The sequence below is a fragment of the Terriglobales bacterium genome, from assembly GCA_035457425.1.
In the GTDB taxonomy this organism is placed as follows: Bacteria; Acidobacteriota; Terriglobia; order Terriglobales; family Acidobacteriaceae; genus JACPNR01.
This window is the reverse complement of sequence record DATIBR010000171.1, coordinates 1-5,405: the sequence shown is the minus strand read 5'-3', so window position 1 is coordinate 5,405 and position 5,405 is coordinate 1. Positions and strand designations below refer to the sequence as shown.

General features: G+C 65.4%; 7 protein-coding genes. All 7 read left to right on the top strand.

Going from position 1 to position 5,405, the window contains the following annotated elements; all coding sequences use genetic code 11:
- The coding region (locus tag VLA96_13030) for a CTP synthase (GenBank protein ID HSE50124.1) at positions 1–981 on the top strand (981 nt) is incomplete at its 5' end.
- A 93-nt stretch (positions 982–1,074) separates the two neighbouring features.
- Complete coding sequence (kdsA, locus tag VLA96_13025; GenBank protein HSE50123.1) at positions 1,075–1,905, top strand: 3-deoxy-8-phosphooctulonate synthase; 831 nt, start codon at positions 1,075–1,077, stop codon at positions 1,903–1,905.
- Entirely contained in the window at positions 1,902–2,399 is a 498-nt protein-coding gene (locus tag VLA96_13020) for a thioredoxin family protein (GenBank protein HSE50122.1), read from the top strand. Before kdsA ends, VLA96_13020 begins: the two co-directional genes overlap by 4 nt.
- A gap of 174 nt (positions 2,400–2,573) precedes the next feature.
- The gene (locus VLA96_13015) at positions 2,574–3,560 is read left to right on the top strand and encodes a KpsF/GutQ family sugar-phosphate isomerase (GenBank protein HSE50121.1); all 987 of its coding nucleotides are present in this window, start codon (positions 2,574–2,576) and stop codon (positions 3,558–3,560) included.
- Positions 3,561–3,623: 63 nt separating this feature from the next.
- Positions 3,624–4,079: a nuclear transport factor 2 family protein gene (locus VLA96_13010; protein ID HSE50120.1), complete on the top strand. Its 456-nt coding sequence runs from the start codon at positions 3,624–3,626 to the stop codon at positions 4,077–4,079.
- A gap of 7 nt (positions 4,080–4,086) precedes the next feature.
- A complete protein-coding gene (locus VLA96_13005) occupies positions 4,087–4,296 on the top strand; it encodes a hypothetical protein (protein HSE50119.1) in 210 nt (69 codons plus the stop codon).
- Between the two features lie 226 nt (positions 4,297–4,522).
- Positions 4,523–5,405 (top strand): proline--tRNA ligase (gene proS, locus VLA96_13000; protein ID HSE50118.1); only part of this gene is annotated, 883 nt, incomplete at its 3' end.

Here is a 5,405-nt window from a genome sequence, read left to right as displayed (position 1 = left end):
GTGATCACGGCGAAGGACGTGGCCTCGATCTACGAGGTGCCGCTGGTGTTCGCGCGCGAGAACGTGGACACGCTGGCGCTCAAGTACCTGCACATGCAGGCGAAGGAGCGCGACCTCTCGAAGTGGGAGGAGTTGGTGCATCGCGTCTATAACCCGAAGGACGAGGTGAACATCGGGATCGTCGGGAAGTACGTGGAATACGAGGACTCGTACAAGTCGCTGAAGGAGTCGCTGGTCCACGGCGCGCTGGCGCACAACCTGAAGCTGAACGTGGTGTGGGTGGAAGCGGAAGGGCTGGAGACGAAAGAGAAAGAAGATAGGTCGTACGAGTCGCAGCTCGAGGGCTTCGACGGGATCCTGGTACCGGGCGGGTTCGGGAAGCGCGGCATCGAGGGGATGCTGAACGCGATCCGGTACGCGCGCGAGAAGAAGGTTCCCTACTTCGGGATCTGCCTGGGGATGCAGACGGCGTGCATCGAGTTCGCGCGGAACGTGTGCGGGCTGGAGGGCGCGAACTCGAGCGAGTTCGATCCGAGCACGCCGCATCGTGTCATTTACAAGCTGCGCGAGCTGCGGGGCATCGACGAGCTGGGCGGGACGATGCGGCTGGGCGCGTGGATCTGCAAGCTGACGCCGGGCTCGCTGGCGTCGAAGATCTACGGCGACCAGACGGAGATCAGCGAGCGCCACCGCCACCGCTACGAATTCAACCGCGAGTACGAGGCGGTGCTGACGGGCGCGGGGCTGCGCATCTCGGGGACGACGCCGGACGGGACGTACGTGGAGATCGTGGAGCTGGACGACCATCCGCACTTCATCGGGTGCCAGTTCCATCCGGAGTTCAAGTCGAAGCCGCTGGAGCCGCAGCCGCTGTTCGCGCGCTTCGTGAAGGCGGCGTACGAGGACGGGCAGAAGCGGCGCCAGTCGCGCGACCGCCAGGAACACGAGATGTTCCACCGGCCCGAGAAAGTTCGCCGGTAAAAGAACGACAGGAGGCCGCGGAGGACGCGGAGGAGGGTTTTTTGAAATAATCCCTCTGCGTCCCCTGCGGCCTCCTGTCTTCGTTCGATCTTCGTGGCTCACTCTTTCAAACTCGGCAAGCTGACGATCGGCGGCGGCGGGCTGCTGCTCATCGCGGGGCCGTGCGTGATCGAGAGCGAGAAGCACGCGCTCAAGATGGCCGAGTGCATCGCGGGCGTTGCCAGGGCGCTGCACCTTCCCTACATCTTCAAAGCGAGCTACGACAAGGCGAACCGGACGTCGCTGAAGAGCTTCCGCGGTCCGGGGATGAAGGAAGGGCTGCGGATCCTGGCCGAGGTGAAGAAGGAAGCGGGCGTGCCGGTGCTGACCGACGTCCACGAGCCGCGGCAGGCGGAGATCGCGGCGGAGGTGGTGGACGTGCTGCAGATCCCGGCGATGCTGTGCCGGCAGACCGACCTGCTGGTGGCGGCGGCGAAGACCGGCCGCGTGGTGAACATCAAGAAGGGCCAGTTCGTCTCGCCATGGGACATGCGGCACGCGGTGGCCAAGGTGCGCGAGGCGGGCAACGACAAAGTGTTCGTGACGGAGCGCGGGTCGAGCTTCGGGTACAACAACCTGGTGGTAGACATGCGCGGGCTGGCGATCATGCGGGAGTTCGCGCCGGTGGTGTTCGACGCGACGCACTCGGTGCAGCTGCCGTCGGCGTCGAAGGGGAACGGGAAGGACGCGGTGAGCGGCGGGCAGCCGGAGTTCATCCCGGTGCTGTCGCGCGCGGCGGTGGCGGCGGGCGTCGACGGCGTGTTCATGGAAGTGCACGACAACCCCAAGGAAGCGAAGTCGGACGGCGCGAACGCGCTCGACCTGAAGAAGCTCAGGGGGACGCTGCAGGAGTTGATCGCGGTGCACGGAGCGGTGTCGTCATGAAGCGCCTCGCAGCTGTCGTGTTCGCGCTAGCGCTGGCACTTCCCTGCCTCGCGCAGTCGAAGATCGAGGGGATGCTGGAGGCGCCGCCGAACCGGTCGGCGAAGCTGTACGGCGGGAACGCGAAGCAAGACATTGCGCGCGCGCTCAAGGCGGCGGCGAAGCAGCGCAAGCGGGTGCTGCTGATCTTCGGCGGCGACTGGTGCTACGACTGCCACGTCCTGGAATACAACTTCCACAAGGACCCCGGGCTGCGGGCGCTGCTGGAGGCGAACTACAAGGTCGTGAACGTGGACGTCGGGAAGTACGACAAGAATCTCGACCTGGCGGCGAAGTACAAGATGAACCTGAGCAAGGGCGTGCCGGCGCTGGCGGTGCTGAAGGCGGACGGCCGCGTGGTGTACAGCGACCCCGGTGGGTTCTTCGAGCACGCGCGCGGCATGACGAAGAAAGAAGTGGCGGAGTTCCTGGAGAAGTGGGCGCCGCCGCGGCGGTAGTCTCTGTCGTCGGCTAAAGCCGACTCCATTCCATAATTGGCCTTTCCCCGGCACTTACGTGCCGGGCTGGATCCCGACGTCCCGCTGCGCGGGACTACGCGCGCAGGCCACGGGCACATCTCTGCTCGGTCTCTCTGTGTCTCTGTGGTGGGTTTTGTTACCCTAGACGCTTCCATGAAGAAGACGGGCGAGAACGTGGTGCGCATCGAGGCGGAAGCCTTGCGCGCGCTGGCAGACCGCATCGGCGGGCCGATGGCGAAAGATTTCGAGCGCGCCGTTGGCCTGTTGGCGGCGACCGCGGGGCGCGTGGTGGTGACCGGGATGGGCAAGAGCGGGATCATCGCGCGCAAGATCGCGGCGACGCTGAGCTCGACCGGGACGCCGGCGCTGTTCCTGCATCCGGCGGAAGCGGTGCACGGCGACCTGGGGATGCTGGTGAAGGGCGACGTAGTGGTGGCGCTGTCGTCGAGCGGGGAGACGGCGGAGCTGCTGGCGTTGCTGCCGACGATGAAGCGGCTGGGGGCGTCGCTGATCGCGCTGACGGGAGACGACGTTTACAACGGCGCGGGCAAGCGTTCGACGCTGGCGGCGGCGGCGGACGTGGCGCTGGATTGCTCGATCTCGCGCGAGGCGTGCTCGCTGGGGCTGGCGCCGACGGCTTCGACGACGACGATGCTGGCGCTGGGCGACGCGCTCGCGGTCGCGCTGGCGGAGAAGAAGGGCTTCAAGGAAGAGGATTTCGCGGAGCTGCATCCGGGCGGAAAGCTGGGCAAGCGACTGGCGCGGGTGGAGCAGCTGATGCACTCGGGCGACGACCTGCCGCGCGTCACGCCGAAGACGAAGATGCCGGACGTGATCCACGTGATGTCGAGCAAGCGGCTGGGCGTGACGGCGGTGGCGGAGGGCGACAAGCTCGTGGGCGTGATCTCGGATGGCGACCTGCGGCGGCTGCTGCAGGCGAAGGGCAAGGACGTGCTCGACCTGACGGCCGGGGACTGCATGACGAAATCGCCGAAGACGATCGCGCCGGAGGCGTTCGCGGCGTCGGCGCTGAACATCATGGAAGAGAAGAAGATCACGTCGCTGTGCGTGGTGGACGCGGCGGGCAAGTTGCGGGGAATCGTGCACCTGCATGACCTGTGGGGCACGGAGATGATGTGATCGCGGATTGCGGATTGCCGATCGCCGATTGCCGATTGCCGATTGCCGATTGAAGGGGGACCGATGCGGCGTTCTGCGCTCCTAGTGAACTTTCTCCTGCTGGTCAGTCTTTCCGCAGTGTGCGACGACCGCACGGACGTCCTCGCCGCCCTCGATCGCCTCAACCAAGCCGGCCTGAGGCGCGATGCCGCGGCGCTGGATAGGCTGTACACCGAGGACTACTTCCACACCAATCCGGACGGCAGCGTGATGGACCGAGCGACGGTGCTCGAGTCTTATCGCCAGCCGACGCAGTTCACGTTTTCCAGCTCGGATGCCGACGAAGAGAAGGTGCAACTGCACGGTGACACGGCCGTGGTCAATCTGCGGCTGACGTTGCACGGCAAGCGCGGCGAGGATCCGTTCACCTCGCGCTATCGGGTGACGTACGTACTTCGAAAGGAACACGGAACCTGGAAGGTCGCGAACTCACATTCGTCGCTGCTCGGCATCACGCCGGGCACGGGCGAGAAGAAATAGGCAAGCCATGTATCACTACGATCCCAAAACGGCGCTCGAAGAATTGAATGAAGAGGCTGCGCTGCCGAACCCTGTGCACATGCGCGACATGATCCTGCGGGCGCGGCTCACGCCGGACCGCTCGCTGGAGCTGAACCGGCAGTTCCTGGATTACCAGAAGAATTTTGCGGAGGCCCAGCGGCTAGGCAAAGAGATCCTGAAGCAACTCGGGCAATAGAGATCCTTCGCTCCGCTCAGGATTTCGGCTGCGGGCTCCCGCTCCGCTCACGCCCGCAAACCGCCTCAACTTCGGCGAAGCGCAGAAGCTGGGTACGGAGCTGCTGCGACAGCTCGCCAAGGCGGCGGCGTAGCCGTTTCCCCGACGCCCGGAGACGGCCAGAAGGCCGTGTCTACCGAGCCGCCTGCCGTCGTGCAATACCCTCCTGTAGAATGACGGATTCGCTATGCACTATTGGTCGAAACTATTCATCCCCACGCTGCGTGAGGCGCCGGCCGATGCCGAGGTCGCGTCGCACAAGTTCCTGGTCCGGGCGGGCTATGTAAGGCAGCTCGGCGCCGGGCTGTATTCCTTCCTGTTCCTCGGCAATCGCGCGGCCAACAAGATCATGGGCATCGTGCGCGAGGAGATGGACCGGATCGGGCAGGAGTTCTACCTGCCGGCGCTGAACCCGCGCGAGATCTGGGAGGCGAGCGGCCGGTGGGCGGTGATGGGCGACAACATGTTCCGGCTGAAGGACCGCAAGGGGGCGGACCTGTGCCTGGGCATGACGCACGAAGAGGTGATGACGGACATCGCACGCAAGGAGCTGCGCAGCTACAAGCAGCTGCCGCAGATCTGGTACCAGATCCAGGCGAAGTTCCGCGACGAGCCGCGTCCGAAGTCGGGGCTGCTGCGCGTGCGGCAGTTCACGATGAAGGACTCGTACTCGTTCGACCTAGACGCGGCCGGCCTGGACGTGAGCTACCAGAAGCACTACGACACCTACTGCCGGATCTTCGACCGCTGCGGGCTGAAGTACGTGGTGGTGGAGGCGCACTCGGGGGCGATGGGCGGGTCGATGTCGCACGAGTTCATGGTGTACACGGACGCGGGCGAGGACGTGGTGGTGTCGTGCCCGAAGGGCGACTACGCCGCGAACCTGGAGAAGGCGGCCTCGCGCCTGGAGGCCGTGAAGGACTACGAGCCGACGGGCGACGGCAAGCCGGAGAAGGTGCATACGCCGGGCAAGAAGACGATCGAGGAGGTGGCGCAGTTCCTGGGGGTCTCGCCGAAGAACAAGATCAAGACGCTGGCGCTGGTGGCGACCGAGACGGACGCGAAGACCA